Annotated in this window: 25 protein-coding genes and 1 pseudogene; 7 read left to right on the forward strand and 19 right to left on the reverse strand. The window is 71.0% G+C overall.

Features of this window, described 5'->3' with window-relative positions:
• The 8 genes and pseudogenes from ACZ66Z_RS31395 to ACZ66Z_RS31430 form a co-directional block, all read right to left on the reverse strand.
• Positions 1-305 (reverse strand): annotated as a pseudogene (locus ACZ66Z_RS31395) (hypothetical protein); the annotation flags it as partial.
• Positions 306-520: 215 nt separating this feature from the next.
• The gene (locus tag ACZ66Z_RS31400) at positions 521-2611 is read right to left on the reverse strand and encodes a hypothetical protein (RefSeq protein ID WP_469938910.1); all 2091 of its coding nucleotides are present in this window, start codon (positions 2609-2611) and stop codon (positions 521-523) included.
• A gap of 2 nt (positions 2612-2613) precedes the next feature.
• Positions 2614-4227, reverse strand: a complete 1614-nt coding sequence (locus tag ACZ66Z_RS31405) for a hypothetical protein (protein ID WP_469938912.1) — start codon at positions 4225-4227, stop codon at positions 2614-2616.
• Complete coding sequence (locus tag ACZ66Z_RS31410; RefSeq protein WP_469938914.1) at positions 4224-4460, reverse strand: hypothetical protein; 237 nt, start codon at positions 4458-4460, stop codon at positions 4224-4226. The genes ACZ66Z_RS31405 and ACZ66Z_RS31410 overlap by 4 nt, the downstream gene beginning before the upstream one ends.
• Positions 4461-4475: 15 nt before the next feature.
• Positions 4476-4811 (reverse strand): RRQRL motif-containing zinc-binding protein, encoded by a 336-nt coding sequence (locus ACZ66Z_RS31415; protein ID WP_469938915.1) that lies wholly within the window; start codon positions 4809-4811, stop codon positions 4476-4478.
• Positions 4808-5812, reverse strand: a complete 1005-nt coding sequence (locus tag ACZ66Z_RS31420; protein WP_469938916.1) for a DUF2637 domain-containing protein — start codon at positions 5810-5812, stop codon at positions 4808-4810. The genes ACZ66Z_RS31415 and ACZ66Z_RS31420 overlap by 4 nt, the downstream gene beginning before the upstream one ends.
• Entirely contained in the window at positions 5809-6147 is a 339-nt protein-coding gene (locus ACZ66Z_RS31425; protein ID WP_469938918.1) for a hypothetical protein, read from the reverse strand. Before ACZ66Z_RS31425 ends, ACZ66Z_RS31420 begins: the two co-directional genes overlap by 4 nt.
• Positions 6144-6410, reverse strand: coding sequence for a DUF6284 family protein (locus ACZ66Z_RS31430; RefSeq protein ID WP_466921848.1), 267 nt, complete (start codon positions 6408-6410; stop codon positions 6144-6146). The genes ACZ66Z_RS31425 and ACZ66Z_RS31430 overlap by 4 nt, the downstream gene beginning before the upstream one ends.
• Before the next feature lie 602 nt (positions 6411-7012).
• On the opposite strand from ACZ66Z_RS31430, the gene ACZ66Z_RS31435 reads away from it, so the two are divergent.
• The 3 genes from ACZ66Z_RS31435 to ACZ66Z_RS31445 all read left to right on the forward strand — a co-directional run bounded on the left by ACZ66Z_RS31435 (position 7013) and on the right by ACZ66Z_RS31445 (position 9431).
• Entirely contained in the window at positions 7013-7393 is a 381-nt protein-coding gene (locus tag ACZ66Z_RS31435) for a GntR family transcriptional regulator (RefSeq protein ID WP_467022914.1), read from the forward strand.
• A 184-nt stretch (positions 7394-7577) separates the two neighbouring features.
• Entirely contained in the window at positions 7578-8702 is a 1125-nt protein-coding gene (locus tag ACZ66Z_RS31440) for a hypothetical protein (RefSeq protein WP_469938920.1), read from the forward strand.
• Between the two features lie 18 nt (positions 8703-8720).
• Positions 8721-9431 (forward strand): creatininase family protein, encoded by a 711-nt coding sequence (locus ACZ66Z_RS31445; RefSeq protein WP_469938922.1) that lies wholly within the window; start codon positions 8721-8723, stop codon positions 9429-9431.
• Between the two features lie 252 nt (positions 9432-9683).
• Here the strand turns inward: ACZ66Z_RS31445 and ACZ66Z_RS31450 are convergent, their stop codons facing one another.
• From ACZ66Z_RS31450 to ACZ66Z_RS31465, 4 genes are all read right to left on the reverse strand, one after another.
• Positions 9684-9971 (reverse strand): DUF7701 domain-containing protein, encoded by a 288-nt coding sequence (locus ACZ66Z_RS31450; protein ID WP_469938923.1) that lies wholly within the window; start codon positions 9969-9971, stop codon positions 9684-9686.
• Complete coding sequence (locus ACZ66Z_RS31455) at positions 9968-10435, reverse strand: RipA family octameric membrane protein (RefSeq protein WP_469938924.1); 468 nt, start codon at positions 10433-10435, stop codon at positions 9968-9970. The genes ACZ66Z_RS31450 and ACZ66Z_RS31455 overlap by 4 nt, the downstream gene beginning before the upstream one ends.
• Positions 10432-10815, reverse strand: a complete 384-nt coding sequence (locus ACZ66Z_RS31460) for a TIR domain-containing protein (RefSeq protein ID WP_469938926.1) — start codon at positions 10813-10815, stop codon at positions 10432-10434. Before ACZ66Z_RS31460 ends, ACZ66Z_RS31455 begins: the two co-directional genes overlap by 4 nt.
• Positions 10816-11752: 937 nt before the next feature.
• Positions 11753-12235, reverse strand: coding sequence for an SPW repeat protein (locus tag ACZ66Z_RS31465; protein WP_469938927.1), 483 nt, complete (start codon positions 12233-12235; stop codon positions 11753-11755).
• Between the two features lie 467 nt (positions 12236-12702).
• On the opposite strand from ACZ66Z_RS31465, the gene ACZ66Z_RS31470 reads away from it, so the two are divergent.
• Positions 12703-13089: a phage holin family protein gene (locus ACZ66Z_RS31470; RefSeq protein ID WP_469938929.1), complete on the forward strand. Its 387-nt coding sequence runs from the start codon at positions 12703-12705 to the stop codon at positions 13087-13089.
• On the opposite strand, the gene ACZ66Z_RS31475 is transcribed toward ACZ66Z_RS31470, so the two are convergent.
• Genes ACZ66Z_RS31475 through ACZ66Z_RS31485 form a run of 3 tightly spaced genes read right to left on the reverse strand, consistent with a single transcriptional unit; the run spans position 13025 to position 16605 of the window.
• Complete coding sequence (locus ACZ66Z_RS31475) at positions 13025-13777, reverse strand: hypothetical protein (protein ID WP_469938930.1); 753 nt, start codon at positions 13775-13777, stop codon at positions 13025-13027. The two genes, ACZ66Z_RS31470 and ACZ66Z_RS31475, sit on opposite strands and share 65 nt — an antisense overlap.
• Before the next feature lie 51 nt (positions 13778-13828).
• On the reverse strand, positions 13829-16162 hold the full coding sequence (locus tag ACZ66Z_RS31480) for a hypothetical protein (RefSeq protein ID WP_469938932.1): 2334 nt from the start codon (positions 16160-16162) through the stop codon (positions 13829-13831).
• 14 nt (positions 16163-16176) lie between these two features.
• Entirely contained in the window at positions 16177-16605 is a 429-nt protein-coding gene (locus ACZ66Z_RS31485; protein WP_469938934.1) for a hypothetical protein, read from the reverse strand.
• 351 nt (positions 16606-16956) lie between these two features.
• Between ACZ66Z_RS31485 and ACZ66Z_RS31490 the strand changes: the two genes are divergently transcribed.
• From ACZ66Z_RS31490 to ACZ66Z_RS31500, 3 genes are all read left to right on the forward strand, one after another.
• Positions 16957-17871 (forward strand): protein kinase family protein, encoded by a 915-nt coding sequence (locus ACZ66Z_RS31490; RefSeq protein ID WP_469938935.1) that lies wholly within the window; start codon positions 16957-16959, stop codon positions 17869-17871.
• Positions 17872-17875: 4 nt separating this feature from the next.
• Positions 17876-20068, forward strand: a complete 2193-nt coding sequence (locus tag ACZ66Z_RS31495) for a protein kinase domain-containing protein (protein ID WP_469938937.1) — start codon at positions 17876-17878, stop codon at positions 20066-20068.
• A 73-nt stretch (positions 20069-20141) separates the two neighbouring features.
• The gene (locus ACZ66Z_RS31500; protein WP_469938938.1) at positions 20142-22244 is read left to right on the forward strand and encodes a serine/threonine-protein kinase; all 2103 of its coding nucleotides are present in this window, start codon (positions 20142-20144) and stop codon (positions 22242-22244) included.
• A 9-nt stretch (positions 22245-22253) separates the two neighbouring features.
• Here the strand turns inward: ACZ66Z_RS31500 and ACZ66Z_RS31505 are convergent, their stop codons facing one another.
• Genes ACZ66Z_RS31505 through ACZ66Z_RS31520 form a run of 4 tightly spaced genes read right to left on the reverse strand, consistent with a single transcriptional unit; the run spans position 22254 to position 26366 of the window.
• Positions 22254-22901: a hypothetical protein gene (locus ACZ66Z_RS31505; RefSeq protein ID WP_469938939.1), complete on the reverse strand. Its 648-nt coding sequence runs from the start codon at positions 22899-22901 to the stop codon at positions 22254-22256.
• Between the two features lie 12 nt (positions 22902-22913).
• Positions 22914-23573, reverse strand: a complete 660-nt coding sequence (locus ACZ66Z_RS31510) for a hypothetical protein (RefSeq protein ID WP_469938940.1) — start codon at positions 23571-23573, stop codon at positions 22914-22916.
• Between the two features lie 5 nt (positions 23574-23578).
• Positions 23579-25894, reverse strand: a complete 2316-nt coding sequence (locus ACZ66Z_RS31515; RefSeq protein WP_469938941.1) for a hypothetical protein — start codon at positions 25892-25894, stop codon at positions 23579-23581.
• A 52-nt stretch (positions 25895-25946) separates the two neighbouring features.
• Positions 25947-26366: a hypothetical protein gene (locus ACZ66Z_RS31520; RefSeq protein ID WP_469938942.1), complete on the reverse strand. Its 420-nt coding sequence runs from the start codon at positions 26364-26366 to the stop codon at positions 25947-25949.
• Between the last annotated feature and the right edge of the window lie 27 nt (positions 26367-26393).

Genomic DNA, 26393 nt, shown 5'->3' on the forward strand with positions numbered 1-26393 from the left:
ATGAGTCCCGGGGCGGCGTAGGAGAGTCCGATGCCGGCGGCGGCGATCCCGCCGCCGACGGTGGGGGCGAGCAGGGCGGTGGTCTTGGCCCACGCCGGGATCGGCTGCCCGGCCAGGGCCGGGGCGAGCGCCGGGGCGGGGTGGGTGTAGGCGAGGGTGCGGACCCCGTTGGGGAGGGTGACCCAGTCGACGCCGGGCGGGATCTCCGACGGGAGGATCACCGGCCGCCGCACCGTCGCGGGGCGCTCGTACGGGTCGGCGTAGGGGGTGGTGGGGGTGATCTCATAGGGGGTGTCGGCGTGCACAATGCGGTCCCTTCAACGGCGGCGGGCGGCGCCTCTCGGTGAGGTGCCGCCCGCTCGGGTCGGTGACGCTGTGTGGGTCTAGTGGTCAGTGGACAGTGGCTACTGGATAGTGGAAACAGCCCAGTTCAAGGCCCCTGCTGTCCAGTAGAGGGCCTTTCTAGTGGCTAGTGGAAAGTTTCCAGTGGCCACTGTCCAGTAGCTCTCTGTACGGGCGGTCAGGCGTGGTCGGGGTGGACGTAGACGGAGTGCGGACCCCGGTCGCGGTAGACGAGTTCGCCCCGCTCGGCCGCCGCCTTGAGCACGGCCCGGACGGCGTGGCGACTGCGTCCGACGGTGTCGGCGACGGCGGACGGCTTCATGCCGTCTGGCCCGGCGGCCTGGATCGCGGCGATCGCCGTGGGCAGCCAGTCCGGGCCGCTCTGCTCCTCGCGGTCCTTGCGGAGGGCGGAGAGGTTCAGCCCGGCGGGCGGCTGCTCGCCGTCCGGTTCGGTGCCGGGTTCGGGGGTGGTGCCGAACTGGGCGTCGATCTCGGCCATGAGCCTGGCCGCGAGCGCGTCCGCGTCCAGCTCGGCCGCCGGGGCGGGCGGCTGCCGGTCGCGGTGGGCGGAGAGGTTGAGCCCGGGCCGCTTCGGCGCTTCCTCGGTGACGGCCGGTGCGGCCGAGGCGGTGGTGAGGGTGTCGCCCATCCACGCGATGCGGGCCGCGTCCCAGCGGCGGGCGTAGTCCGGTCCGGCCGCCTTGGCCGACTCCTCGTCCAGCCGGGGATGGAGCGAGCTGGTGGCGCGGACGATGTCGGCGATCTGGTTCGGTTTGATCCGCCAGGCTTTGAACAGGCCGGCCGGGGACTCCGGGGTGCCCATGAACCCGGCGCCCTTGTAGGGGGCCTGGGTGACCTTCAGGCCGCGGGCGCCGGGGAAGACCTTGGACAGGTCCATGCCCTCGACTTCCCCGCCGGTCAGGCAGACCCGGGCCTTGGCCTCGCGGCGGATCATCAGGTTGCCCAGCACCGACCCGGTCGCGCCCAGGGCGGTCAGGACGGTGCGCAGGCCCATCGCGCGAAGGAGCCGGATGACCTCCAGGATCTTCCCGGCGAGCTTGCGCATCTGCGGATCCGAGCTGGCGAGGATCTCGGCGCCCTCGTCGATGACGAGCATGATCTGCGGGATCTGTGCGGAGACGGGCAGCAGGTCGGTGTTCGCGCGGGCCATGAGGTCCTGGTAGGCGACCTTGCGGTGCTTGCCGACCCGCAGCGCCGCGTCCAGCATGAGCATGGCCTCCTCGTAGGAGGCGGCGAGCCAGTCGATCCCGGGCCGCACCGGTTCCCCGCCGGTGTTGTTGAGGGCGGGGCGGACCCAGGGCAGGCCGGCCGATCCGGCGTTGAGGTCGATGACCCAGGTCAGCATGTCGGTGGCGCGGGCGAAGGACGCCAGGACGTCGTGGACGAAGTTCGTCTTGCCCGACCCGGTCGGCCCGACGATCAGGGCGCACTGCTCGCGCAGGTAGGCCCGCACCTCCCGGCCGTCCGGGCGCACGCCCCAGGGCAGGCCGGTGTGGATCGACAGGGGGCTGTAGTCGGTGGGGTATTCGATCTCCCCGGCCAGCACGTTGACGGTGGTGACGTCGATGAGGACGCGGCCCTGGTCGATGCCCTGGGAGGCGGTGGCGGTGCAGCCGTGCGGCAGCCGGGCGTCGGCCGACAGCTGCGGCGCGTACTGGGCGATCCGCTCGTAGGTCACCCCGCCCGGCGGGAGTTCGGCGTCGATGGTGAAGCCGGTCCCGGTCGGCCACATCTCCACCGCCAGGACCCGGATGGTGATGCCGCCGCACACCCGCTGGACGCGGTCGACCCACTCCGCGGCGATCGCCCGCCGCTCGGCCGACAGCTCGCGGGCGACCTGCCGTTCGGCCGCCGCGAGGGACTCGAGTTCGCGGGCCTCCTCGTGGAGGAGGGTGGAGCGGGCGGCGGCGCCGATGCCGACCCCGAGGGTCGCGAGAGAGCCGAGGGCGGTCCAGGTCAGGGGGCCGGTGGTGATGGCCCAGGTGGTCCAGCCGGCGCCCAGGAGCCAGGAGGCGGCGCGCATGGCGATGGTGCGGGCGGCCAGGCGTTCGCGGAGGCTGGTGACGGTGTGGCCGAGGGCTCCGGCGGCGCCGGCCGCGAGGGCCCATCCGGCGGGCATGCCGGTGGCGGCGCCGGTGGTGGCCAGGGCGAGGGCTCCGGTGGTGGCGGACAGGGCGCCGGTCACGGGTCCGTGACCGGCCGCCCAGTCCCACACCGGCCCCGTGCTGTGGGCGGTGGTGGGTGCCATGGTCAGACGTTCCATCCCTTCTCGGCCTCGGGCCCGTTGCGCGGGTCCTCGTGGCGGGCGATGTCCTGCTCGTGCGCGGTGCGGAACAGCGGCCCCATGTCCTCCGCGACCGCCACCGCCGACATGAGGGCGCCGAAGATGTCGTTGAAGCCGTCGGCGACCTCCTTCTCCAGCGGGAATTCGGAGTCGGCGCGCTCGGCCAGGATCTTCATCACGTTCGCCACGCTGGTCAGCGCGGCCGGGAGGCCCTCGACCATGGCGAGAATCTCCATGGCGTTCTCGGGCTCATAGCTGTTGGCGGCGGCTTCCATCTCCGCCGCGTACTCCTCGAACCGGAAACCCGACACGATCTCTCCCTCGGTGCTCTCACTGGTGGGGGTGGTGGGGACGAGGCCGGCCGGACGCTCGGCGGTGTCCCCGATCTGCTCGCCGTCCTGCTCGGCCGCCGCGTCGGCGGCGGCCTCGTCCTGCTCGCGCTGCTCGCGGATGGCCTCGTCCCGGTCCTCGCGCTCGGCGAGGGCCTGCTTCATGAGGCGGGCGTAGAGGCGGCGGCCGGGGTGCTGCAGCCACGCCCAGCCGAGCTTCCGGCCGAGGGGGGTGGTGACCAGGCCGAGGAGGCCGAGCGCCCCGGCGAGGAGCGCGGCGAGCAGGCGGCGGCCCTGGAACCGGGCGGCCGATTTCCACAGCGCCTTGCGGGCCTTCGCCCGCGCCGGGGCCTTGCGGACCTCGGAGCGCTGCGCGGCCACCTTTCCGGCCGCCTGCTGGTCGCGGGTCTTGCGCAGCCGTCCTACGGCCGTGCCCCGGGCAGTGCCGAGGCGGCCGGCGGCCTTGCCGACCGCCCGGCCCAGTGGGCCCTTCTTGGCAGCGGCCGTGGTGCGGGCATCGTTCTTGGCGGCCCGGCGGGCGTCGGCGATCTGACGGCGGGCCGCCGTCGTCTCCGCCCGTCGCCCCGCCTTCGACGGTGACGCCGAACGGGCCTGCTCGCGCAGCGCCTTGACCTGCCCGATCCCGCCCCGCGGCTTCACCGGGGACGAGGCGCCGGACGGCGACGCGCCGGTCCCGGCCGCACGCGGCCCGGCACTCTTCGACAGGCCCGTCTTCCGGCTGCCCACGCCCGCCGGTGTGCCGGCGGACCGCAGCGCACCGGACCGGGCACTCCGGCCCGACGCGGCAGACGCTCCGGCCCGCTTCCCGAACTTGCCCCCGGCGGCGGAGCCGGAGCCGCGCCGGGGTTGGGCCGGGACACCGCCGCGCCCGCCGCGCGAGCCACCGGCCGACCTCCCCGCCGAGCCGGCGCTGTTCTTGCCCGCCTTCGCCTGCCGGGCCTGCTTCGCGGTCTTGTTGGTGCGGGCGGTGGTGGTGCCCAGGACGACGGCGCCGGTCACGGCGACGGCCGCCGCGACCGGTCCGCCGACCAGCGCGGCCCCGGCCAGCAGCGTCACCGTCGCGTTCGCGCCGGTCAGGGCGAGGGGGACGACCGGCCAGCCGCCCGCCGTGTGCTCCACGGACGGCTTTCCCACGGGGGCGGGGGTCTCCTCGGCCGGGCCGGGGGACGGCTCGGCCGGGGGAAGCGGGGCCGGGTCCGTGAGGATCGGTTCGGTGCTGAGGTCCGTCACCGGTCCACCCCCTGACCGGTCAGCTCGTTCATCTCCAGAGCGAAGTAGACGACGATGGAGCCCTCCATCGACGGGTACTGGCGGACCGCGTCGAGCCGGAGCCGGTTGAGGATGTCGAACCGGGTGTCCCACGGGGCCGGGGTGTAGGTGCCGGAGATCGTGCAGGCACTCATCTGACGGTTCTGCAGGGACAGCACGTACATGTGCGTGCCCTGTGCGGTGTTGCTCTCCACGAGAAAACCTCCAGGTCAAGCAGCGAGTTGAGGGGCGTCCGCGCACGGGACGCACATGCCGAGCGACGGCGGGATGCGATATCCGGCATCCCGCCCACAGGCGGGGCAGATCCGGCGGGCGGCGTTCGCCCGCTCCAGGGCCGCCCACCGGGCCGGGGTCATCGGACGGACCGGGCGGGCCAGGTCGATGCGGTAGAGGAAGGCGACCAGCGGACCGCGCCGGCGGCGGGGGCGTTCGAGCTGGGCCACCACCGGCTGACCGCCGGGCCGCAGCCCCAGCGCCCGCAGCTGCCGGAACGTCGCCAACCCCTCCGGCGCGAGGCGCCAGCGGTAGACGGGGATCGCACTCACCGGCCGGCCGCCTCAAGGGCACGGGCGGCGGGCGCCTCGCGCAGTTCCTGGTAGCGGGCGGTGACCCAGCCCGTGGACCAGCCGCACAGCTCGGCCGCCTGCCGGACCGGCAGTCCGGCGGCGAACGCCGCGGCTACCGTCCGGCGGGCCTTCTCCTCGCCCTGCTTCTCCTGGGCGGGCCCGGCGGCCAGAAGTTCGGCGCGTTCACGCTCGGCCCGCTCCTCCCGCTCCCGCTGTTCACGCGCGGCCTGCTCTGCGCGCTCCCGGCGCTCCTTCTCCATCCGCGCGGCGGCCTCGCGTTCATGGCGTTCACGCTCCAGCCGCTGCTGTTCACGCTCGCGTTCAGCGCGTTCACGGGCCTCATGCTCCGCCCGCTCCTGCGCCTCCTGCCGCTCCCGCTCCTCGCGCCGGGCGCGCTCCTCCCGCTCGGCCTGTTCACGGACGAGCGCGGCTTCGTGCTCGCGCTGTTCACGGGCCATCCGGGCCTCGAACTCCCGCGCCTCACGGGCACGGCGCTCGGCCGCCTCGGCACGCTCGGCGGCGGCCTGCTCCCGCGCCGCCGCCTCGGCCCGTTCACGGTCCTGGATGGCCGTGAGCGCGCTGGTGATGGCCGCGCGGTAGGCCAATCCGGTCTCGGCCGTGACGATCAGCAGCAGCGGCGCCACCGCATGCACCGCCACCCCGACCAGGTCTTTTGCCAGGGCGGAGTCGGCGATGTTCAGGGCCAGGGTCATGCCGCCGGTCATCCACCGCAGCACCACCGGCCACCGGCCGCCGTGCCCGCCCAGGCGGGCCAGGACCGAGTCCAGCCGGACCACAATGACGACCGCCGCGTCCACGACGAGGGGCAGGATCGGGGCGGCCCACCGCCAGTCCTGGGGGGTGTGGGCCCGCATCAGCGGGGTGACCGTGAGGATCGAGTAGAGCATCGCCCCGGCCACGATCAGCCAGGTGCCGACCGACAGGGCGCGCTCCGCTGAACGGATCTGAACACCGTTCACGACACCGCCCCCGAACCCGCCAGCACCGGCTCGACGGCCGGGACCTCCGCGTAGCCGACCAGCGTCACCTGGGCTCCGGCGAACGTCCCATGAACGCGCAGGGCGCGGGTCCGGCCGCCGGCCTGAACGCGGTGAACGACGCCCTCGGGCGCGATGTTCAGGGCCTCGCGCCATGCCTCGAACCCGGTCAGGTCGTCGTGGAACGTCAGCTCCAGCCGCTCCGGGTAGAGCGTCGAGACCTCCACGCACGGCGCCGGCAGGTGCGCGAACTCCACCGCCAGCAGCCGCAGCGCCAGCAGCGGGGCGGACAGGTCCGCCAGCGTCCGGGCCCTCACGCCGCACCGCCCGCCCGCAGCGCGACGGCGCGGTTGGTCAGGTCCCGGCGCTCGGCCAGGACCCGGTTGCGGGCCCGGCGGATGCGCCGCTCGTCCAGCCCCGTGGCCGGCCGGTCCAGCGTCTTGATCTCCGCGTCCAGCAGGTCGACCTCCGCCAGGATCAGCGGCATCTCCAGCTCGACCGCGTCCAGCTCCGCATCCGACGGCTCACCGTCGAACGCCAGGGCCCCGCTGGTGGCGGGGAGTGTGATGATGGACTTCATTGGGTGTGTTCCTCTCAGACAGGAACGGCCCGAACCGAGCCCCCGGAGTAGCCGCTCCGGGGGCTCTCGCCGTTGGAACCAGGGATCTCCGGCTCCCCTCGGCCCCGCCCGTACGGCACCCCGCGAACGAGGTCCGGACGGGCGGAGGAGGCAACCGGCCGCAGCACCGCTGCGCAGGTGACCTGACATCCGCGAATCACCGGATAGCCCGGTGCGCCGAAGCGGCGGATCAGGGGGACGCGGTGGGCATCGCCGCCATGCCGGTCAGGCACGGACGGACGCCCCGGGGTCTTCGTCGGTACATGAGCACCCCCTCGGGTCAGGTGGACAGGAACAAGCACTGCAAGGGGGACCTGTGTCCCCACTCTCCGGCCGTTGCTCGCGGTCACCGGGCCACCTCGCCAGTACGGGCCGAAACCCTGTTCCACCTGGCCTTTAGCGGGATTGCAGCGTCCCCGCCCTGAACTGCGGATCCAGACATACGAGACCCGTTCGAGTTACCTAGGTAACTCGCTTGAGATGAAGTTACCTAGGTAGCTTGCCTGGGGTCAAGCTCCCCGTGGCACGTGATGGGAATGACCTAGGTTGGTTAGGCTCTACGTATGGACTGGAACCCGGAGAAGCCCCCGAACGCCAAGGAGATCGCCGCCAAGTTCCGCAAGGACATCGGCGACGGCGTGTACCCGGCAGGCACACAGCTTCCCGGGGCCAAGGGGGTGGCGAAGCATCTCGGTGTCGGGCTCATGACTGTCCAGAGCGCCTACAAGCAGCTCGCCGAGGACGGCCTCGTCGTGGGCCGGCAGGGCAGCGGGACTTACGTCCTGGACCCGGAAAAGGGCAGCCAGACCGCCCAGGACGTCGCGCTCAGCCTGCGGGAACTTCAGGACCATGTCGCTCTGCTCACCTCCCAGCTCAGTGACCTTCAGGGCCGGGTGGAGCGACTCGAAGCCGTTCCAACCAGCCCGTCTGACAAGAACCAGTAGGCCGCATTTCGCGTCGATCCACAGCGGACAGGGTTAACAGTCAGCCGCTGTTACCTGTTAACTCCCCACGTCAGGGGCGCGATTGGGCATCATGTGGGCCTGCCGCGTTACCTGACTTGGGGGAGCGATGAAGACGAAGCTGCAAGCAGCTCGAACCGCGCGGGGGTGGCCCCAAGCTGTACTCATGGACGAGATGGCGGACGCAGCCTTACGACTTGGGATCCAGCTCCCGTCCCGTAGCAGCCTGAAGACACAGATCTCGATGTTCGAAAACGGCCGACGGGACCCAGGCCCGGAGTATCAGGCCCTGTTCTGCGAGGTGTACCAGGCGACCCGTAAGGAGCTTGGGTTTGCGGTGGAATCAGCGCCTTCTCAGCTGGACCAGCTGCCCTCGCTGCCTGCTCCACGAGCGGCAGCGCTGAAGGCCACGCCTGAAGCCATCGAGTACTTGAAATCCGTGTTTGTCCAGCACATCCAGGCGGAACCGGTGGTTGGGCCACGGTTCCTTGTGCCGGCCGTTCAGAGCCAGATGCCGCTCATCGAAGAGCTCTGCAAGGAGGCACAAGGTCCGTTGCGGGACGAGGCGATCCGCGTAGGTGCCCGGTACTCGGAACTTCTCGGTTGGCTCCATCAGGATTCGGGGGATTCCCAGTCCGCCATGCTCTGGACCAACCGGGCATTGGACTACGCGGCCGAACTGGATGACCCGACCTTGAGCGCGTACGTCTTCCAGCGCCGCAGCAACATCGCGGCGGAGGCCGGGCAGGCCGGATACGCGGTCGGGTTGGCGAACGCGGCCCTCAAGCAAGCACAGAAGTTACCCCCCGACGTCCGCGCTGTGGCCCTCCGGGCGCGCGCCTACTCCGAGGCCCTGCTGGAACACCCCGACGACTCGGCGCGGGCGCTTGACGAAGCCCGGACGCTCGCTGATCACGAGATGGATCCTGCCGGGCTGGCTCCGTACTGCTCCGTCTCGTACATCGACATGGAGGCGGCGACCTGCGCCTTGCAGCTGCGGCGCCCGGAGGAGGCCTTGCGGACACTAGCGGCGAGCCTCGCCCGGTGGCCGGCCGAACAGCAGCGTGACCGTGGTCTTGCCCTGGCTCGCCTCGCAACCGCATACGCTCAACTTGAAGACGTAGAGGGCGCCTACGGCGCCGCATCAGAGGCCGCCGCGATCGCTCAATCCACCGGATCCGCACGGATCCTCGCTGAGCTTCTACGGCTTCAGCCCCTCCTCGCCCGCTGGCGGAAGCTGGTCGAGATTGCCGATCTCAACCACCTATTGGGCACTATGAAAGGCAGCTGACTCGACCAGAGGAGAGCCGTGAACCTGCTTCCCACCGTCACCACCGTCGATGTACAGAACCAGGCCCCCCGTGTGGCCGTGCTGCCCATCGGGTCGTACGAGCAGCACGGCGCCTACCTGCCCCTCATCACGGACACGGCCATCGCCTGCGTCATCGCTCGCGAACTCGCCGCCGTCTATCCCGTCCTCGCTCTGCCCCCGATCACCATCGCGTGCAGCCACGAGCATGGGACATGGCCTGGCACCGTCAGCATCAGCGCGCGCACTCTGCATGCCGTGATCAGCGACATTTCCGCCTCCCTGGAGGCGTCCGGAGTGCGAAAGCTCGTCCTCGTCAACGCTCACGGCGGCAACTACGTGCTGTCCAACATCGTGCAGGAGGCCAACCTCACCGAGCCGCGGATGAGCCTCTTCCCGCAGGGCCGAGAGTGGAACCGAGCACGCGAGCACGCTGGCCTGTCCAGCAGCGCCCACGACGACATGCATGCCGGGGAGATCGAGACCTCGATCCTGCTCCACTCAGAGCCCGCCCTCGTCCGCCCCGGCTACGAGGGAGCCGACCACGACGCAAGCGACCGTCCGTTCCTGCTCACGCTGGGCATGAAGGAGTACACGAAGTCCGGGGTCATCGGCTTCCCCTCTCAAGCCACGGCCGAGAAGGGGCAAGCGGTTCTCTCCAGTCTCACAGACAGCTTTGCTGATCACCTGACGGCTCTCGGAGAGGTGTAAGCCCACGCTGAGCAAGTCGCTTCCTGGCTTTGTTCACGAGAACGGGCTCTGGCACAACTTCTGTGAAATCGAGCCGAGCCCCGGTGGCTGAGGCCGGAGCCTCTGGCGAACTGGCAGGTCGGCGGCATGCTCGGCGCGGTCCGGGCGCGCGGGTCGCGGGCGGCCGGCTCGGAACGTCGGGGCCGGGGCGGCGTCGCGCGTTGCTCACCGGTCGATTCTCCCCGACCCCCGTGCCCGGTCCAGGGGTCTCTTTTACTGCATCTGGCGGGCCGCTACTCGGATGGCCTGTGCATAGGGGGCATCGAAGCGGCGCGTTTCCGGGGGGAGGTCGTGGAATGGCACTAGTGCCTGGTGTGAGCTGTCCACCGACTGCATCCAGGCGGACCAGGCGTTGTGGACGTCCTCGTCAGTCACCTGTTCCCCCTTGGCTTTCAGCAGCACGGCATAGATGCGGAACAGATCATCTGAGTCTGGCGGCGGTTCAGCTTCGGGGGGCAGGCAGGACCGGATCAGGTCGGCGAGCGGATCAAGGTAGGTCACGTGGTTAGTGTGCCCACAAGTAGCAGCACATGTACCGCTGCGAACACCACGGGAACGACTCGCTCGGAGTCGCCCAGCTCTGCGTAGCGCTTGCGCCAGCCGGTGATCGGATCGCTCTTCAGCTCTTCCCACTCGTCCGCGAAGATCTTCACCGGGAGGCGTTCCTCGATCTTGTTGATGCCCTTGAACTTCGCGGTGTTGAGCTCCCGGTAGCTTCGGAGTTGCAGCCACCAGGTGGCCGACAGAGTGACTCCGGCCAGGGCTACGGCTACAGATGCCCACCAGGGGGATTCGGCGAGCTTGGGGAAGCCGAAGCCGATCAGGCCGACGAATGTGGTCTGTACGGACAGGAAGAAAGCGTTAGCGGTTCCGCGTCGCGCGGAGATGCGGTCGGCCATCTCGACGGCGAGCTTGTACAGCTCCAGGACCTCAGCTCGTCTGTTCGCCTCAGACGGTTCGGTCACCGACCGCCCCCGACGAGGGTCTTCAGGTTCGGCCAGGTCCAGTTGTAGACCTTGTCGCTGGCCTTGGCGGTGGTCGGCTTCTTGCCGGCCTGGCCGTTGTATCCGTTGAGCAGGAAGTAGTCGACCCCCTCTTCCTGGGCGATGGCGAGCTCGATGGCCACGCCTACGGCCTTGTCCGTGTGATCGCCGCAGATGACGATGACGATGTCCGAGGCCCGGATCCTGGCACGCGCCTTGACCTTCCAGTCCGGCGACGCCTCCTTGATCGACCAGTCATGGACCTCGAAGGGCGAGTCGGGGTTCTTGGCCTGCCCGATCAGCGCCTCCTTGAGGAACTTGTCGTAGTCGTAGTCGAAACTGACGAATACACGCTTCGGCATTCGCGCTCCTTACTCCATGTAGAGGCGTACGAGCGCATCGTATGGGTGAACACTGACAAGAGTCCCCGGAATATGCCGATCTGGTTGGACTGCACGTGAGAGGCCGTGGCGGAACCATCAAGCGGGGCGGCCCGGCAGTACTGTCCGGGGTGTGCCCTTAGGCGCCGGGCCGCACTCGCGCACGCCGTATCAGCACGGACTGCCGCCGCTCCCACGGGCGCGGCGGGGTGCCGGGTCGGTCGGCCCACCACCGAGACGGCACCGGGCGGGCCGAGGCGCCCCCAGGAGCGCGGGGGCGGGGGCGGCGGTCCATTCACCGGCCGCGGCGTGCTCGGCGGCGGTCAGGGCGCGTGGGTCGCGGAGGGTCGGGAATGTCGGGGCCGGAGCCGAGGGCCCGGCAGCGTGGTGCGACACTCACAGCCCGATTCTCCCCAAAGACCGCGTCTGTCGGTGTCTCACATGTGAGACACCGACACTAGGGAGTCCTGGCTTTGTTCCCGAGAACGGGGATGGAAGCGCAGGCCAACCGAGCGGTACTCCGTCTCAGTTCCCGTCTCATTCACCCCCGTCCGGAGCCGTTCACGACGGTCCACACATCGGGCAGCAGTACAGAGGCGAACGAAGGTGAACGGCAACGACTCGCCTGCCGACCAGCACGGACAAACCTGCAAAGCGAGTTACGCGGGTTCGATTCCCGCCACGGTCTCCACCTTTCTGACCGGGCAGAACGAGAGGGCGGCACTCCTTCGGGAGTGCCGCCCTCTGGGCCGTCCCGTCTCAGTCGGCCGGCAGCGTGGCAGCGGACGTGCCCGGCCGGCGGTACTGGTCAGCCGCTGACGCATTGCGCCGGAGTTGCAATGGGGTCGCGGGCGCAACATCCGCCTCTCCATTTTCATGGTGGGTCCGGCGCCGTGATCATGGCCGTCCGCCGACGGTGTCAGTGGTCGCCGGGCATCCCGCGGTGTCCTCGGGCGCCGGAGCCGCCGCGCCCGTCGCGGGAGTGACCCCGGGCCGCGGAGGCGGCGGCGAGGGCGAGGAGGGTGGCGACTGCGCCGGTGATGAGGTTGCTGGTGATGGAGCGGGTGTGGGCGACGTCCCCGGCGACGACCCAGGGGGCCACACAGGTCCAGATGCCGATGGCGGCGGCGGCCCATGCCATGGAGTGGGTGCGTTCGTAGGAGTTGCCGAGGCCGCCGAGAAGCAGCATGTAGGCAATGCCGGCGATGAGGTTGGTGACGGCGAGGGTGGTGAAACCGTTGAAGCCGACTATCCACGGGGACGCGGCGAGATAGAGACCGGTGACGAGGGCCAGGGCCTCGATCATCTGGGCCCGCGGAGTGGCGGCGGCGCGGTCGTGCCGGGCCCGCAGCTCCATCAGGTCGGGATGCTCTTCGATGGGCGCGTGATGGGTCGACGCCATGATGACCTCCAAAGGAACGGTGCTTATCCTTCCCCTACCCGTAAAAATGCCATAAACCCCGATTCAGGGGATTACTCTCATTCCCGGCAATCTCGACAACCTTGGTCGAGCGCCGGCGGACTTCTTCCGCCGGGCGGATCACTTCATCGCCGTCGTGACGGTCAGCGATCCGCCCCACGTCGAACGCCGAAAAAGCCAGGGATAGGAGCACAGGTCAACCGGGCGGTACTCCGTCTCGGTTTCCGTCTCATTCACCCCCGTCCGAAGCCGTTCACAACGGTTCACGCATCGGGCGGTGGTACGGAGGCGAACGAAGGTGAACGGCAACGACTCGCCTGCCGACCAGCACGGACGAACCTGCGAAGCGAGTTACGTCGGTTCGATTCCGATCACGGTCTCCGAGCGGGTCCCTTCGCGGGGCTCACGAGATCTTCACAGCGCGCCGCCCGGTGTGCGACAGTCCGCCCATGAACGATCAGGGCAGACGCAGACTGGGCGTCCTCATCGGCGTGGGCCTCGCCTGCGGCCTGCTCCCCGGCATCACCCTGGGCGGCGCGGAGACCGTCGACGCGGTCCTCGCCGTCCTGATGGCGGCCCTCGTCATGACGGTCCTCACCCAGCTGGTCTCCATCGGCCCCTCGGGCCGCGTCCCGCTCCCCGTCCTCCTGGCCCTCGGCCTCGCCGGCTTCGTCCAGGACGCCCTGATCTGGTGGCTGCTGTCCTGGCTGGGCCCGAAGATCGGCCACCTGCACGTCGAGGGCCTCGGGACGATCCTCCTCGCGGCCCTGATCACCCGCGCGGCGACCCTGCTCCTGTCCCAGCTGTCCCCGGCCGCCCGGACGGCCGAGGACTGACGGAGGGCCCGCCGCCCCGCTCCTGCTCGCCGCGCCACCTCTTCTCGGTGAGGACGGGCTCCTCGGAAAGCCCCGCGTCGCCCTCGCAGCCCAGCTTCCTCACGACGGCGAGCGTCACGGAGTGGAGGACGGTGAGGTAGGCCCGGCGGGTGGCGGGGGTGTTGGGGGGATAGGCGGTCTTCACCGGCTTCTCGAACTCGAACTTGGCCCCGATGAGGGCCGGTTCCTTGTCCGACCCCTTCAGCTGCGGGCTGGTGCACTCCACGAAGAGGTACGCCGACTTGTTGTCCGTGTTCGCCTCACGGCCCACCCCGTAGAGGTGCCGGCCCCCCGCCGTCCACTTGGTGCCGTCGTCGTACAGGCTGGCGTTCTCGGACAGCAGGACGTCAATCCTGGCACCGAGCCGGGAGTCGGCGTCGGTGACGACCGTGCACATCGCCGGATGCCCCGGCGGACGGCCCCCCCTCGCCCGGTCCTCGATCAGCGCCTCCGCCGTCCGCTCCAGGCCGATGCCTTCCGAGTGGTACCCCTCCGTGCCCAGCACCGTCTCCAGCTCTCCGACCGCCGCCGGAGAAAGCGTGCCGTCGCACTTCTGCGCGACCTGCGGCTCGTCCTCGCCACCACCTCCGCCTCCGCAAGCGGTGAGAAGCAGCCCGAAGGCCAGCGCGGTCGATACGGACGCGGACACTCTTCTCATCGTGTTCCTCGGGATTCCTGGTGGGGTCGGGGCGACGGCGGATCAGCCGGTCTCGGGGGCGTTGCCGGTCTGCCTGGCGTGGGCGTTGCCCTTCAAGTAGCCGTTGCTCACGGACTCGATCATGTCCTGACGGAAATCGCTGCTCACCTGGCTGCGGTGCTCGGACAGGAACCGTTCCATCGGGGACTCCGCGCTGTACCGACCGGCCGTGTACATGGCCGCGTTGTCGTCGTGGATCTGGTCCTCGGTCTTGTCCTTGTGATCCTCGATCGACTTGTCCGACCAGTCGCCGATGACCTGCCCGGCCAGCTGTTCCATGGCACCGGAGCCGGAGTCGACCGCGAGGGGGATGAGAACGGCGGCCGCACCGACGGCGGCGGTCGCGGGCAGGAAGGCGACGCCGGCGGCGACGCCCACCGTGGCGCCGAACTCCACCCAGCCGGCCTTGGCCTCCTGCGCCTTCTCGTACTCCTCGTGCTTCTTCATGCCCTCGGCCTCGACCTGGTCCCCGCGGGACTGGTCGAGCAGGCCCTGGAGAGTGGCCCCCGTGAAGGCGGCGCCCCGGGCGTGCCCCTCGTCGATCCTGCCGTCCGGGCCGACCTGCGCTTCGAGAACGCTGGTGGTGTACAGGCGCTCGGCGGTGGAGACCGTGGCGTAGGCGTCCGGGTGCTGGCCGAGGGTGCTCAGGAACTTGATCGCCGCGTCCTGCCCGAGCACCGGGTGTGCCGCCGTCTCCTTCGTCGGGTGGAAGGCGCTGTCCGGAGTGTTCTTGTCCAGGGCCCAGTTGAGGTCGTCGATGTAGCCGGCGCCGATGTTGCCGAGGCTGTCGGCCATCGTCGGCTGCCACTTCTTGAGCAGCTCGGCGTCCTCGCTGTACTTCGCGACGACATCCTTCATGATCGTGGCCGTGGTCTCGTCCCGCTTCAGCTCCGGCGTCGGGTCGTCCCAGGCGTGGCCCAGCGTCGCCGCCTCCAGGGCGTGACCGAGGGCGTCCGGCATGTACCCCATGGTCTTAGTGAGGTCGTCCGGGTTGTGTCCCTCGATGTCCGGGAAGAACGTGTAATCCTTGTTCGCGAAGAAGTCCAGGTAATTGGCCTGCTTGTCCTCCTTCTTCGGGTCCAGGTCGACCGTCCCGCCCACCGTGCCGTCCTGGTTGTACGACGTCGGCTCCTTCGTGAAGAAGTCCTTCGCCGCCTCCGGGCTGTGCCCCAGCGCCTCCAGCATCGGGATCATCGGGTCGAAGCCGGAGCCGTTGACGCCCGACGGGTTGTACTGGTTCTGCAGGCCGCCGCCGATCAACGGCTTGCTGTCGGCGAAGAGGTACGGGTCCTTCGCGTGGAGCTGGGTGACGTGCTCCGCGATCGGGACCAGGAACTTCTTGTCGTAGTCGCCGTAGCGCATGATGCCGCCGAGCAACTGGTAGCCGAAGGCCGGGTTGTTGTCGTACTTGGCGAGCGGGATGCGCTCCGTGCCGAGCCTGCGCATGTCCGCGGACCACTTCTCGGTCCACGCGTCGCCGCCCTGCGTGGCGGTCGCCAGGTTGAGCCCCATGTTCCTCTGGAGCTCCTGGACGTCGGCGAGGCGCTGCTTGTCGACCTTCGTGTAGTCGTACGTGTCCGTGGACAGCTGGCCGAAGAACTCCAGCGCGCCCTTCGGGCCCATGCCGTCGTAGAAGGTCCGGGAGAACTCCTGGGAGCCGCTGTTGTCCTTGAGCAGCTCGTTGAGGCGCATCAGCTCCTCGTGCGAGATGTCCCGGCCCTTCTTCGCCAGGTCGACGGCGCGCTGCGCCTCCTCGGCGTCGAGGCCGGTGTACTTCGGGGCGCTGAAGTCGTGCCGGTCGCCGGTGATGTCGGCCTTGAGCGCGTTGGAGCAGGAGACGTCGGCGTCGTCGCAGGTCTCGACGATCGCGTCGATCCGCCGCTGCATCGCCTCGATGTCGGCGCGCTCCTTGCGGACCATCTCCTGGAAGTCGGGGTCGTGCCGCATCCCCTGGTCCTTGGTCTGCGACAGCGGCTCGACGGCCTCGACCGTGCCGTCGGACCTCACCCGGAAGCCCTTGGCGGGGGCTTCCGTCTCGACGATCTCCTTGAGGTCGTCCTTCGCCTTCCTGAAGGCGGTGTAGCCGTCCTCCAGGACCTTGTGGATGCCGTCGGCCGCCTTGGCGGCGTCGCCGAACTCCTTCGCCGTCTTGTCCACGAAGGGCTTGGTGACCTCGGCGTTCACCCCGCGCCAGTAGTCGTCCCTGGCCTTCGCGGCCATCGTCGACCGCGCGTCCTGGGCGAGGGTGTCGAGCTTGCCCTTCATCGCGGCCCAGTCGTCGGCCGCGGTCTTCATCCTGTCGAGCGGCGCCTGGTAGACGTTGTCGAAAGTCAGCACAGCAGGTCCCCCGCCTACGTGAAGTACTCGTTGATCCTGGACGCCGAGAGGGCGGCCGCGATGTCCGCCTCTTCCTTCGCGTGCGAAGCCGCGCTGTAGTCCAGGTGGTTGGAGATGTTGGCGCAGGCGTCGAGCAGCGTGTTCAGCCGCGAGCTCCACGTCTCCTGGACGGTCGTCAGCGCGGAGCCGGTGAGGAAGCCGTGACCGGCCAGGCCCGCGCCCGCCTCCGTCGTGCTCGTACGGGCGTGGTTGCCGTCCTTGACCAGCCGGCCGTGCAGGGCGTACGCGGCGCTGCCGATGGCGCCGAGCTTGTCCTGGTCGACACTCAGGTCGGCGTTGCCCCCGCCGCCACCGCCGGGCTCCGGGGCGACCTGATGGAGCCTCGTGCTCACGTCGGCGGTCGGCGCGGTCCGTACGGACGCCCACTCCTGCTCGAACGACATGTTCTCCCCCCGCTGCTTCCGCGACCTCGTCACGTTGATCGTTCCGGCTTCGCCCCAGCAAGTTTCACGGCCGGGGAAGCACCGCGATCCTAGCCTTCGGGCGCCCGTTCGAGCGCGCCCTGGACCGGAAATACCGCATGCGCGAGATCGTCACGGCGCCCACACGCGTACTTCACCTTCGCAACTCGGACAGCCCGGACGTTCCAGGCCGCGGCCGCCCGCCCCGGACCGGGCCGCCGCTCTCCCGGACACGGACCTCCCCTCCCCCCTCGGTAGGCTCGTCCCGCCCCGTCGTCACGGGGGGCCGGAACGGCGGGGAACGTCCCCGTGGAACAACGGGGGGACGTACACGTGGAGCAGTCGCGCACGCGGGAGGAATCCGTGCGCCGGATCGGCCCGTACCGGCTGATCACCCGCCTCGACCCGCCCGCCCGGCCCGGCCGGGCCGGTTCCGTCGTCCCCTGCCGCCGGTTCGTCGCCCGTACGGCCGACGGGGAGCGCACGGTCCTCCTGAGCGCCCCGCTGCCCGGCGCCGACCCGGTCCGCTTCGCCACGGAGGCCGACGCGGCCCGCCGCCTCCTCGGCCCCTGGATCGCGCCGGTGACGGACCTGGCCGCACCGGGCGAACCCCCCTGGTACGCGACCCCCTACCTCCCCGCGCTCCCCCTCCCCGTGGCCCTCGCCGTCCACGGCGGGCCGCTGCCCGAGACGACCGTACGGGCCGTGGGCGCCGCCCTCGCCGAGGCGCTCGCCGCCGCGCACGCCCAGGACCTCACCCACGCCGGGGTCTCCCCCGCCGCGGTCCTGCTCACCGCCGACGGCCCCCGGCTGACCTGCTTCGGCGCGGTGCGGGCCGCCTCCGCCGACGGCGAGCCGCGCACCGGTCTGCCGGGCCTCGACCCGGGCGCGCTCGCCCCCGAGCAGGCGACCGGCGGCCGCCCCCGGCCACCGGGTGACGTCCACGCCCTCGGGGCGGTCCTCGCGTACGCCGCGACCGGCCACACCGTGCCCGAACGTGACGAACTCCCGCCCGGCCTGCGCCCGGTGGTCTCCTCCTGCCTGGCCCGCGACCCGGCGGACCGCCCGACCGCCGCCGGCCTGACGGCGGCCCTCGCGCCGCCCACCCCGCACCGGACGGTCCTCGACTCGGCCGGCACCCTGCTCACCCCCGGCTGGCTGCCCGGCCGGGTGGTGGCGGCGCTGGCCCGCCAGTCGTCCGAACTCCTCGCGGCCGAACTCCCCACCGACACCTCTCCCCGGACCTGACCTCATGCTGTCGCCCCTGACCCACGACGACCCGGTAGCCGTCGCCGCGTACCGACTCCTCGCCCGCCTCGGCTCCGGCGGCATGGGCACGGTCTACCTGGCGCGCACGCCCGGCGGCCGTACGGTCGCCCTCAAGACCGTGCACGCGCGCCTGGCGACCGACCCGGCCTTCCGCAGCCGCTTCCGTCTGGAGACGGACGCGGCGCGGATCATCGGCGCGCGGCACGGCGCGGCCGTCGTCGACGCCGACCCGCTGGCCGAGACGCCGTGGCTGGCCACCGAGTACGTCCTCGGCCCGCCGCTGGACGACGCCGTCGCCCTCGGCGGCCCGCTCCCCGAACCGACCGTCCGCGCCCTCGGCGCCGCACTCGCCGGGGCCCTCGCCCAGCTGCACTCCTCGGACGTGGTCCACCGCGACCTGAAGCCCTCGAACGTCCTCGTCACCGCGTACGGCCCGAAGATCATCGACTTCGGCATCGCCCGCGCGGCCGGCGACGACCGCCTCACCCGTACGGGGGCGGCGGCCGGCACGCCCGCCTTCATGTCGCCGGAGCAGGCGAGCGGCGAGGAACACACGGCGGCGGGCGACGTGTTCGCCCTGGCCGGCGTCCTCGTCTTCGCCGCCACCGGCCACGGTCCCTTCGGCACGGGCTCCCCCGCCGACCTCCTCTACCGCGTCCGCTACGCCGAACCCGACCTCACCGGCGTCCCGGAGGCCCTGCTTCCGCTCCTGACCGCCTGCCTCGCCAAGGACCCCTCGTCCCGCCCCACCACGGGCGCCCTGACGGACCACCTCCACGACGGCCACGGCGACTTCGCGGACCACCTGCCGCCCCTCCTCCTCGCCGACATCGCCCGCCGGGCGACGGACGTCTGGCTGCACACGCCCCACCGCCTGCCGGCACCGGCGCGGTCCGCGACGACGGAGACGGTCCCGGACACCCCGCTCTCGCGCCGCCGTCTGCTCTCGGCGGGCGGCGCCGCGCTGATCGGGCTCGCGGGCGCGGGCGCGGGGGTGTGGGCGTGGCTGGGGTCGCGGACCGCTCCGGAGGCCGACGGCGGCGCCCCGACCCCTGCGGGCCCCACGGCGGTCCCCGCCTCGACGGCCGCCGACGGGTCGCCGGTGGCCCTGTGGAAGGGTTCGTCCCTCGACCGCGAGGAGGCGACCACGCCGCTGCTCGCCGGCGATGTCGTGGGCTTCGCGGAGACCGTCTCCTTCCGGGCACTGGACCTGAAGGACGGCCGCGTGCTGTGGTCCGACAAGGCGGTCACGGAGCCCCGGCAGGTCACCACCGACGGCACGTCCTTCTATCTGTCCGACGGCCCCTACCAGGGGCCGGGCGCCCTGCAGATCCGTACGCTCGATCCCCGCACCGGCAAGGAGAAGGCGCCGCAGATCGTCGTCAAGGGCTTCGACGGGTCGTACTCGGGCACCGAACTCCTCACCGCTTCCGGCGGCATGCTCTTCGCGGCCTCGCGACGGGGCAGGAAGGAGACCGACCCGGACGCGAACGAGAAGGGCTGGCACCTGATCGCCGTCGACCTCCTCACCGGCAAGGAGAAGTGGCGCCAGGCGTACGAGTGGGACGGCGTCCGCCCCTGGCTCTCCCGGGTCGTCGGCGACCGGCTGGTCCTCGGCAAGAACAGTGGCGACCTGGAGACCTTCGTCGTCCAGACACGGGATCTGCGCACCGGCCGCCGGCTCTGGCAGCGCGACATCGCCCTGAGCGACTCCCGGTACTACAAGCCCGGCCAGCTCGCGATCGACGAGCAGCACGTGTACATCGGCGGCGACCGGCTCCGCGCCCTGCGCCTGACCGACGGCGGAACGGCCTGGGAGTACGGCTCCGGTTCCACCTACTTCGGCCTGCCGGCCGTCGGGCGGAACGGCATCATCTACGCCCAGGAGCGGAGGGAGTCTCCCGGGCTCGTGGCCGTCCTGGGCAAGAAGGGCACGCTGTTCTGGGCGGAGTTTCCCTCCGGCCGCACCCTGACCCCCGACTACTTCGCCACCCCCGTGGCCGGCGACACGTACGTGTACGCCCCCGTCCGCGGCGGGCTGAGCGCGGTCCCGATGCTGTCGAAACGCTCGGAGTGGGTGTTCCCGACCGACGCCAGCCGCTACGTCGTCGACAAGGAGCGGACCAGGATCATCGGGGCGGGAGCAACGTCCGTCATGGCCATCCCGTACGCCTGACGGACGCCCGTCCGGCATGTCGCCCCGTCCCCGGCCACCGACCGGCCCCGCCCCCTGCCCCGGAGAACACCCCGTGACCACACAGCCCCTCGCCGCCGGCGACCCGCTCCGACTCGGCCCGTACCGGCTCCTCGGCGTCCTCGGCGAGGGTGGCATGGGCAAGGTGTACGTCGGCCGGGACGGCGGCGGAGCGCCCGCCGCCGTCAAGGTCCTGCGCCCCGAACTCGCCCACGACCAGCACCTCGCGCAGCGGTTCGTCCGCGAGGCCGACATGGCGCGGGCCGTCACGAGCAAGGGCGTGGCCCGGGTCCTCGGCGCGCAGACCGAGGGCGGACGGCCGTGGATCGCCGCCGAGTTCCTCGCCGGCCCGACGCTCGACGAGGCCGTCCGCGCCTACGGCCCGATGGACGTGCCGACGGTCCGCGCCCTCGCCGCCCGGCTCGCTCGGACCCTGCACGACATCCACGCGGCGGGACTGGTCCACCGCGACCTCAAGCCCGCGAACATCGTGCTCACCTCCACCGGCCCGCGGATCATCGACTTCGGCATCGCGCGCCCCGAGCACGGCATGACCCTCACCACCACGGGCCAGATCCCGGTCACCCCGGGGTACGGGGCTCCCGAGCAGGTCCTCGGTCAGCGCGTCGGACCGGCCTCGGACGTGTTCTCGCTCGGCGCGGTCCTCGCGTACGCGGCGAGCGGACGGCGCACCTTCGACGGCGCGCACGTGGCGGCGGTCCAGTACGAGGTCGTGCACGGGGCACCGGACCTGAGCCTGGTGCCGGCGGAGTTCCAGGAGCTGATCGGCCCGTGTCTGGCGAAGGACCCGGCGTTCCGACCGGCTCCTCCGCGGATCGCGGAGGCCTTCGCCCCGCCGAAGGGCGCCGACCGCGCCTGGCGCAGGGGCCCGTTGGCCGAGGACGTCAAACGGCGCGAGACGGCCACGAAGCGCCTGGCGGCTCCCGAGGACACCGCCGTGCCCTCCGCGCCGTCCCGGCGCCGCTTCCTCACCGGTGCCGCCGTGGGCGTGGCCGTCCTGGGCGCGGGCGGCGGGGCGGGCGCCTGGTGGCTGAGCCAGGGCGAGGGGAAGTCGCCGACCGCCGACGTTCCACCCGCCGCGGCGACTCCGGAGGCCGCGTTCGTCTCGGCCGTCGACACCGAGCCGGGGGAGGTCCCGAAGCCTCTGTGGGGGCCGCTCGACGTGATGGCTCCCGGGGGTGGACTTCCCCTCCCGGTCCGGGACGTGGTGGTCGTCCAGGCGAAGGAGGGCGGCCTCCTGGCCCTTTCCGTCACGAGCGGCAGGCAGCGGTGGCGGGCCGAGGAGCTCGACGCCGACGCCGGTTTCGTCTCGGTCGCCGACCGGATGGTCGTGGGCGTCGACGAGGAGGGCGCGCTGAGCGCCTTCGTCGCCTCCACCGGGGCTCCCGTCTGGCGGACGGGCAACGACGTCGAGGCCGTCCTCGCCGCCGACGACACCCATGTCTACCTCGTGACGAAGGACGACCGACTCCGCGCCGTCAACGCCTGGACCCTGGCCACGGCATGGTCCCGCCCGATGACCTCACCCCGTTCCTACCGCGGTCCGGCGAAGGCGGCCGTGGGCAGGCAGCGGCTCGTGGTCCACGGCAGGGACGGCCGTGTCACCGCGCTCGACACCGGGAACGGCAAGACCGCGTGGGAGATCGCGAAGCAGGGCACCGACGGCCAGGCCCCGGCGATCGGCGAGAACAACACCGTCTACCTCGGCGGCCGCATCCTCATGGCCCGTCGCCTCGACCGCGGCGACGAGTTGTGGAGACAGGAAACCCTGCGCATGCCCTCGTACCCCGGCTACGGCACCCCGACCGCCGACGGCGACCTCGTCGTCGCGATCGACGCGTACACCGTCTCCCGTCTCGGCACCATCCCGGAGATCGACCTCCCGGAGCTGAAGTGGTCCGAGGTGCTGGACGGCTACGGCGAGGGCAGCGTCAGCCCACCGGCCGTGGAGGGCACGACGGTCTGGGTCCACTCCCCCGACGACAGTTCCGTCGAGGTCATTCACAAGGTGTCCGGCGATCGCCTCTTCAGCGTCAAGATGCTGCGCACCGGCACCTACCAGCTGGCGAGCGGCGGCAACCGCGTCTTCATCGCCCGGGCCGGCCGGATCGGAGCGATGCCGGTGTTCGGGGTGTGAGCGGCCCCCTCACGGCCGTGCCTTCGCCGGCACCCCCGTCACCAGCCCCGTCCCCGCACACCCCAGCTCGGCGGCGACGTGCCGGGCCGCCGCGTTGGCCAGGGTGATCTGCTCGTCCCTGATGCCCGCGTGGTCGGCCCCGTTCTCGTCCGCGCGCTCCAGCTCGGCGTCGAGGACGATCTCGTGGGCCGGCGCCGGCGTGCGGCAGGTGAAGTAGACCGAGGCGAAGAGGTCGGACGAGGTCGCCAGGCGGCCGGTGGAGTAGGCCGTCACGGACGCCTTCGCGGCCTCGCCCGTGGGAACGGCGAGCGCCTCGCGGAGGGTCACGGTGAGGACGTTCTTCTCGTCCCCGGCCGCCTCCAGCGTGCAGAACGGGATGCCCTCCATGCGCCGCTTGCCGCTCTGCGGCGTCCGCGCCGCCTTCCGCAGCTCGTCGAGGACCCTGTCCGGCTCGGACCGGTCGGCCGTCAGCCGCACGCCCTTGCCGGCGACGGCCTCGAGGGCCGAGGCCGCTTCGGGCTCCTCGGCGAAGCCCCCGCAGACCTCCGCGGCCGACTGCCCCGCGGGCGCGGCGTCGTCGCTTCCCGGGGCGCAGCCGGCCGCCGCCATGGCGAGGGCGGCGGCCGGGAGCAGGATCCTGTGGGCGGTGAGGCGCATGGGAGAAGCTTCTCAGGAGGACTTCGCGGCGCGCGTCGGCACGCCGTTCACCAGCCTGTCCCCCGCACAGCCCAGCTTCGCCGAGACGTCCCGGGCCGCCGCGTTGGCGAGGGTGATCAGGCGGGTGCGCTGCTCCGTGTCCGTCTCCTCGGCGCCCGCCGGGCCCCGGACGGCCGTCTCGACGACGATCGGACGGGCGGGCGCCTTGAGCCGGCACGAGAAGTAGAGCTTGCCGAGGGTGGAGGAGGAGAAGGCCTCGATCCCGGTGGCGTACGAGGTCACGGACTCGGCGAGCTCCGGGCCCAGGTACGGGCCCTTCCCCACCGCGTTCACCTCGATCTCGAGGTCCTTCGCCGCCTCGTCCGCGGCCTGGAGGCCGCAGTACGTCACCGGCTGCGGCCGGTACGAGTCGGCCCAGGGCGCGGCGGCGTCCTCGCGCAGCCCGTCGAGGGCCTTCTCCGGCTTCGACAGGTCGTCCTCGAAGCGCTCGCCGCCGAGGACGGCCTTGAGCGCCGCCGCGGCCGGGGCGTCCTCGGCGAAACCGCCACAGGCCTCGGCCGCCGTCAGCCCCTCGGGTTCCTTCGGGGCTTCCCCGCCGTCGCCGCCGCCGCATCCGGTGAGGACGACGGCGACGGCGAGGGCCGCTCCCACCCTGGTCAGTACGGATCGCACGGGCCTCACTTCTTCTCGTACGGGTCGGGCAGCGAGTTGTCGCGGGCGTGCATGCGCGAGTCCCGGACGTACTTGACCAGTTCCTCGTCGAGGTAGTTGCGGTCCTTCTCGCTCCAGCCGGGGGCGTTGGCGTAGGCGATGCCGGGGCGGAGCGCGTTCTCCTTGCCCATGGCCAGTGCCTCGTCCGAGAGGTCGTCCGACTTCTTCTTCAGCAGCTCGTCCTTCTCGTACTTCTCCGCCATGTCGTCGGCCTCCATGCCGATGACGGTCGTGACCGCACCGCCCACCGTCTCGGCGGCCAGCGGCACCAGTACGCCACCGGCGCCGCCGGTCAGGGCCGCGATGCCGCCGGCCGCCGCAGCGCCGACGCCGAACTTGACCCATTCGGTCGTCCTGCCGACGGCCTTCTTGTGCTCCTCGGAGTCCTTCTCGTAGTCCTTGTCGATCTGCGCCATGCGCGACTCGTCGAGGATTCCCTGGGTCTCCGACCCGATCCGGAGCGTGGTCCGCGCGTCGGTGAGGTCCCGGTCGTCGAAGGTGGAGCCGGGCTTGGGGCCCACCTGGTCGAGGACGCTCGTCGTGTACAGCGACTCGGCCGCCGAGAGCGTGGAGTGACCGGTCTCGCTCTGCGCCACGATGCCCATGAAGTTGACGGCGTCGCCGCGGTTCCAGAGCAGGCCGGTGTCGAACTCGGAGCCGAACCGCGACCCGCCCTTGCCGTCGTTGAAGCCGAAGGGGGAGTTCCGCTTCTCCTCCATCGTCGTGTCGCTGTCCGTCTCCAGGGAGCGGTTCAGCTCGTCGATGTAGGCGGCGCCCATCTTGCCGAGGCTGTCGTCGATGCCCGGCTGCTCGTGCATGTACTTGGGGTCGCTGCCGTACCGCTCGACGACCTTCTGCATGACCTCCGCGTTCTCCTTGGTCCGCACGTCCTTGAGGCCCTCGGCCTCGGCGTCGTACGGATGGCCGGTGGTCGCGGACTCCAGGGCGTGGCCGAGCGCGTTGTAGCCCGGTTCCTTGGTCCGGTCGCCCTTGTCGTTGATCTCCTCGGGCCAGTCGCGGTCCTTGGTGAAGTAGTCGAACGGGTCGAGCTTCTTGTCGTCCTTGGTGTTCTCGGGCGTGAGGTCGATGTCGCCGTTGAAGAAGTCCGTCGACGCCTTGGGGTTGTGCCCGAGGCCTTCCATGAACCCGACCATGGGGTCGTTGCCCAGGTCGCCGCCCATCCAGTTCAGGTGGCTCGGACCGCCGGTCAGCTGGTGCCAGGCCCGGTCGGCGGGCAGGCGTCCGTCGCCGGTCATCTTGCGCTCGGTGACGACGAGGCCGGTGCCGTAGTCCTTCAGGAACTTGTCGTCGTAGTCGCCGACGCGCATCAGGTTGCTCATGACCTGGAAGCCGTACGGGCTGGTGCCGCGCGTCTGGATCGGCTCGCTGCCGGCCTTGATGACGTCGGCCTTCCACTGCTCCATCTCGGGACTCGTGGAATGGGTCGCGGTGGCGAGCGTCAGACTCCAGTTCGTCTGGAGTTCCTTCAGCTTGTCGCGGTGGTCGACGCCGAGGCGGGAGCCGTCGCTCGGATCGCCCATGTCGGCCCAGTACTCCATGCTGCCCTTCGGCCCGACCTCCAGGGCGAACTTCTCGGCGAAGTACGGGTCCTTCTGGTTGGACTTGAAGAGGGCGTTGAGCTTGTCGATCTCCTCGGGGGTGGCGTCGTCGCCCTTCTTGTACAGCTCGTAGGCGGCGTGCGCGTCCTCGGCGTCCTGCGCCTTCGAGGCGGCCTTGAGGGAGTCGTAGTTCGTGCCGGAGAAGTTCATCTTGTCGCTGCCGACGAGTCCGCGCAGGGCACGGGAGGCGACGTCGTCGGCGTTGTTCGCCCGGTCGATCGCGGCCTTGATCGCCGACCGCATCGCCTCGAAGTCGGCCTGCTCGGGCTTGGGCCCGTCGTAGTCCTTGGAACGGCGGTCGGGGTGGATCAGATAGCTGACGACGCCGTCCTGGTCGATGCGGATGCCCTTGCCCGGGGCCTCCGCGACCAGCTTCTCCAGCTCGGTCTTCGCGGCCTGGAACTCGCTCTCCGCGTCCCTGAGGATGTTGCGGATGCTGCTCGCCTCGGTGAGGGCGTCGCCGAACTCCTTGGCGGTCTTGCGGACGAACGCCTGGGTCACGCCGGCGTTCTCGCCCTTCCAGTCGGCCTTGTCGGCCTTGCCCTGGAGGCCGTCGGCCTTCTCCTTGGTCTTCTCCAGCTTGGAGACCGCCTCCGACCAGACGGTGACGGCCTCTTTGAGGCCGCTGAGGTGGGCGTGGAGGACCTGGTCGAACTTCAGCATCTGTTTCCCTCGTCAGCCGTACGCGGCCGTCGTGGCCGTCACCGGCTCCGGCTCAGTTGAAGTGCTTGTCTATCTCGGACATGGAGAAGTTCGTGATGAGCGTCTCCTCGTGGTTGGCGTGGCTGACCACGGTGTCCTCGAGGTGGTTGTGGATGTGGGCGCAGGCGCTGAGGAGCGCCTCGGCCTGGCCCCGCCAGGTGTCCCACATCGTCCACATCGCCGAGCCGGTCAGGAACCCGTCGCCGTCGAGGCCCTTGGCGGCGGCGTCGGTCTGGGCGCCCGCGTGGAAGGCGTCCCGCTCGAACCAGTGGAAGAGCTCCTGGGCCTCGTTGCCGATGGCCTTGAGGTCGGCGGAGGTCACCTTGTAGTCACTGGCACCGCCACCACCACCGCCACCCTCGGCGGGCACGCTGTTGAGCCTCATCGCCGCGCTCTGGCTGCGGACTTGGCTCCACTCCTCGTCGAACGACATCTACTTCCCCATGAGTGAGTTACGGAC

Source organism: Streptomyces sp. NPDC107498, assembly GCF_055582805.1.

Coding starts and splice junctions, on each gene's coding strand:
- ACZ66Z_RS31520 (WP_469938942.1), bottom strand. CDS start 26,366: ATGTCGTTCGACGAGGAGTGGAGCCAAGTCCGCAGCCAGAGCGCGGCG.
- ACZ66Z_RS31470 (WP_469938929.1), top strand. CDS start 12,703: ATGAACGATCAGGGCAGACGCAGACTGGGCGTCCTCATCGGCGTGGGC.
- ACZ66Z_RS31440 (WP_469938920.1), top strand. CDS start 7,578: ATGGACGAGATGGCGGACGCAGCCTTACGACTTGGGATCCAGCTCCCG.
- ACZ66Z_RS31430 (WP_466921848.1), bottom strand. CDS start 6,410: ATGAAGTCCATCATCACACTCCCCGCCACCAGCGGGGCCCTGGCGTTC.
- ACZ66Z_RS31485 (WP_469938934.1), bottom strand. CDS start 16,605: ATGTCGTTCGAGCAGGAGTGGGCGTCCGTACGGACCGCGCCGACCGCC.
- ACZ66Z_RS31495 (WP_469938937.1), top strand. CDS start 17,876: ATGCTGTCGCCCCTGACCCACGACGACCCGGTAGCCGTCGCCGCGTAC.
- ACZ66Z_RS31435 (WP_467022914.1), top strand. CDS start 7,013: ATGGACTGGAACCCGGAGAAGCCCCCGAACGCCAAGGAGATCGCCGCC.
- ACZ66Z_RS31515 (WP_469938941.1), bottom strand. CDS start 25,894: ATGCTGAAGTTCGACCAGGTCCTCCACGCCCACCTCAGCGGCCTCAAA.
- ACZ66Z_RS31400 (WP_469938910.1), bottom strand. CDS start 2,611: ATGGCACCCACCACCGCCCACAGCACGGGGCCGGTGTGGGACTGGGCG.
- ACZ66Z_RS31460 (WP_469938926.1), bottom strand. CDS start 10,815: ATGCCGAAGCGTGTATTCGTCAGTTTCGACTACGACTACGACAAGTTC.
- ACZ66Z_RS31465 (WP_469938927.1), bottom strand. CDS start 12,235: ATGGCGTCGACCCATCACGCGCCCATCGAAGAGCATCCCGACCTGATG.
- ACZ66Z_RS31505 (WP_469938939.1), bottom strand. CDS start 22,901: ATGCGCCTCACCGCCCACAGGATCCTGCTCCCGGCCGCCGCCCTCGCC.